Source organism: Nocardia cerradoensis NBRC 101014, assembly GCF_000308535.1.
GTDB lineage: Bacteria > Actinomycetota > Actinomycetes > Mycobacteriales > Mycobacteriaceae > Nocardia > Nocardia cerradoensis.
In genome coordinates, this window is record NZ_BAFW01000310.1 from 1 (window position 1) to 2,971 (window position 2,971).

General features: G+C 66.9%; 1 protein-coding gene, 4 tRNA genes and 2 pseudogenes. 5 read left to right on the forward strand and 2 right to left on the reverse strand.

The features are described from left to right. Positions 1–161: 161 nt before the first annotated feature. Positions 162–296: pseudogene (locus ON23_RS38975) on the forward strand (IS21-like element helper ATPase IstB); the annotation flags it as partial. 710 nt (positions 297–1,006) lie between these two features. On the opposite strand, the gene ON23_RS28240 reads toward ON23_RS38975, so the two are convergent. Further along, positions 1,007–1,078: transfer RNA gene (locus ON23_RS28240), tRNA-Val, on the reverse strand. A 625-nt stretch (positions 1,079–1,703) separates the two neighbouring features. Here ON23_RS28240 and ON23_RS28245 point away from each other — a divergent pair. The 4 genes from ON23_RS28245 to ON23_RS28260 all read left to right on the forward strand — a co-directional run bounded on the left by ON23_RS28245 (position 1,704) and on the right by ON23_RS28260 (position 2,546). Next, a tRNA-Gly gene (locus ON23_RS28245) sits at positions 1,704–1,776 on the forward strand. A gap of 23 nt (positions 1,777–1,799) precedes the next feature. Next, positions 1,800–1,870, forward strand: a tRNA-Cys gene (locus ON23_RS28250). Positions 1,871–1,886: 16 nt separating this feature from the next. Further along, positions 1,887–1,961 (forward strand) — tRNA-Val (locus ON23_RS28255). A 126-nt stretch (positions 1,962–2,087) separates the two neighbouring features. After that, positions 2,088–2,546 carry an SRPBCC family protein gene (locus ON23_RS28260; protein ID WP_086006995.1) on the forward strand — a complete coding sequence of 153 codons (459 nt, stop codon included), beginning with the start codon at positions 2,088–2,090 and terminating at the stop codon, positions 2,544–2,546. Positions 2,547–2,558: 12 nt separating this feature from the next. On the opposite strand, the pseudogene ON23_RS28265 reads toward ON23_RS28260, so the two are convergent. Continuing rightward, a pseudogene (locus tag ON23_RS28265) lies at positions 2,559–2,971 on the reverse strand (transcriptional regulator); the annotation flags it as partial.

Sequence of the window (2,971 nt, forward strand, 5' to 3'; positions counted from 1 at the left end):
TGTGCCTTGCACTGAGCGTGGTCGTCGCGTTGCTGATTCTGCGGAAGGACCGGTCGGCGACCGCATGGTGAAGCGGCGGTGCACCAGGTCCGGAGCGCGCTCGCGAGTCGGTCCGGGCACGTGGTGCGCGGGCCGCGCCCCTTGTTCGCACCCAGGACCGGGTCCGCAAAGGCCTCCCGCTGTGCCTGATCGGCGACAGCGGCACCGACAAGTCCCACCTCCTCATCGCGCTGGTCGATGAGCTGGTCGAGGCCGCGGACGACAAGCAGCTGAACAAGACCATGCCGAATCTGGGGGATGGGCCGCGCTGTGGTGCTGGAAAGCCTCGAGCCTATGGTTTTCTCTCTCGTCGTCTTTATCCGATGGGCGGCGGGAGGCCCGGAACCAAGACTGCGATGTGCGGTCCGGGCGATGCCCCCGGGATACAGCTGGGTACCGAAGCCGTCATGGAGATCATCAGTGAACGTGGGAAGCGTTCTGGGACCGCCCTTTTCGATCCGGCAGCCGGTCGGGCGACGGGCAGGCGTGACGCCCGCTGATGGGCCCGGAGCGTGGCGGAGTCGCCGTAGTACTCCGAGGCCGGGAAAGCCGGTCACAGGGGGAAGGGCGACAGTGTGATGGCAGCGGGGCTGCTGTCGGGAAGGATCGTTGTCGAATAACGATGCGCCGGCCGTCTGGCCGGAGAGTTTCGCGGCCGAGCGGCCGGTATTCGATCATCAGCGCAGTGGATCCGTGTTGCCTTACGACCGCACTGTCCCACTTCCAGCGTCACCACATTTCGATCGTCGCAGCGACTCGGCGCGCCCACCTCGGTCGGCTCGCCGCCCGCCGAAGGATTGCCGATTGAGGACTATCCGCGTACAAGTTGCGGGCAGGTATGCATCAGCGCCGAAGAGATCGACAAGACACCGATCCGGTGACACCAGGGCCATGCCTGCCAATTGCACGCATGTTGCACGAATCGCTGAGTACACAGATAAAAACGGAGTGACCTGCGCAAACAAAGTGGTCCCAGCTGGTTTCGAACCAGCGACCTCTCGCGTGTGAGGCGAGCGCTCTCCCGCTGAGCTATGGGACCGGGATATTTCGGGGCGGTTGGAGTGCCGTTCCGAACGAGAAGGAACCTTAACACGCATCCCTGGGGTCACACCAAATCGGGGTCTGACCTGGAGGTTTCAGTCGGCCGGCGGTGGACGGAACGTGAACGGGCGCAGAAGGTCTCGTGTGAGCCGGATCGTCGCACGGGCGGCGCCCTACCGGCGGGAAGCATCGCGAGACATCGGGCGGGGCCGCGTCCGACGGAGACGCACAGCGGTCGCCTGCGTCGCAGAGAGAAGGCCGACCGGACTGACCCGTCGCCGGCCCAGGCTAGCCGGCGCGCTCGACACCCGGCACCCGGTCCAGTACCCGCGCTCCGCGGTCGGTCAACCGCAGCGCGCTGCGGGCGCCGACTGGGCTCTGCGGCCGCAGTCGCCGCACCGAACGGTAACCCGTTCGGGTGGGGGTCGGCGGCGGCGCCGGAAGGACACCGCGCTCAGGCCACCACACCGGTGTCACCCGATGGGGCGCACTCGCCCGGAGAAACACACCCGTGTTATTCACTTTTACCCTCATCTACCAGGCGATTTGTTGAGCGCGCGGGTTGTGGGCTAATGTTCTCTCTCGCAGCCGGAAGGGGCCGAAAAGCCCCGGAGACGCAGCATGCGGATGTAGCGCAGTTGGTAGCGCATCACCTTGCCAAGGTGAGGGTCGCGGGTTCGAATCCCGTCATCCGCTCGAAGGCCAACCCGGCCTTGGTTGGCGGTGTGGCCGAGTGGTGAGGCAACGGCCTGCAAAGCCGTGCACACGGGTTCGATTCCCGTCGCCGCCTCTAGTAGGCGAACCACGCGCGATTAGCTCAGCGGGAGAGCGCTTCCCTGACACGGAAGAGGTCACTGGTTCAATCCCAGTATCGCGCACCAACGAAGAACAGGTTAGCCCCGGTTTCGACCGGGGTTTTCTTGTATCCGGACCAGGTACGAACGCGTCCGCCGTCCCTTCGACTGGGATACGGTCGAACAACGAGCCGAGCGGCAAGGAGAGATGTCGTGCGCGATTCGGTAACAGTTCACATGGCCGCGTCGCCGGCGCGGGTGTGGGCGCTGGTCAGTGATGTCACCCGAATCGGCGAGTTCAGTCCGGAGACGTTCGAGGCCGAATGGGTCGGCGGGGCAACGGGTCCCGCGGTGGGGGCGAAGTTCCGGGGGCATGTGCGGCGCAACCAGTTGGGGCCGGTGTACTGGACCACCTGCCGGGTCGAGGTGTGCGATCCCGACCGCGAATTCGCCTTCACCGTCCTCGGGCCCGGGGGGATGAGTATCAACAGGTGGGGTTACCGGCTCGAACCGCGCGACGGTGGCACCGATGTCACCGAGTCGTTCGAACTGGCGGCGATCGCGCCGTTGCGGCTGTACTGGGCGGCGCTCGGGTGGGCGCGCGGACGGCGCAATCACAAGGACATGGCCACCACGCTCAATCGGATGAAGATCGCGGTCGAGCACGGCTGAAGCCCGTCCGGGCTAACCGGCGAGGTCGACACCCAGCACCCGGTCCAGCACCCGCGCTCCGCTGTCGGTCAATCGCAGCGTGCGGCGGGCGCCGGGGCGTTCCACCCAGCCCGCGGTTTCCATGCGGGTCAGGACCGCGGCGCCGAGCGCGCCGCTCAGATGATGGCGTTGCTCACTCCAGTCGACGCAGAAACGCAGCAGCGGGCGGCGGCGGCAACGCGCGGCGTCCAGATCCACGCCCAGCTCCGCGAACAGGGGCTCGGCATTCGGGCCCAGGCGGTACGGGTGGTCGGTCATCGGCGCCGAGATCGGATCTCCTTGTGCGCGTCCGGTTCCCGCGACGCCGTCGGTTCGGGTCAGCGCCTGCCGATCGAGCAGCGCCTCGGTGACCGCGACGCCCAGCCGGCCGGCCAGGTGGTCGTAGC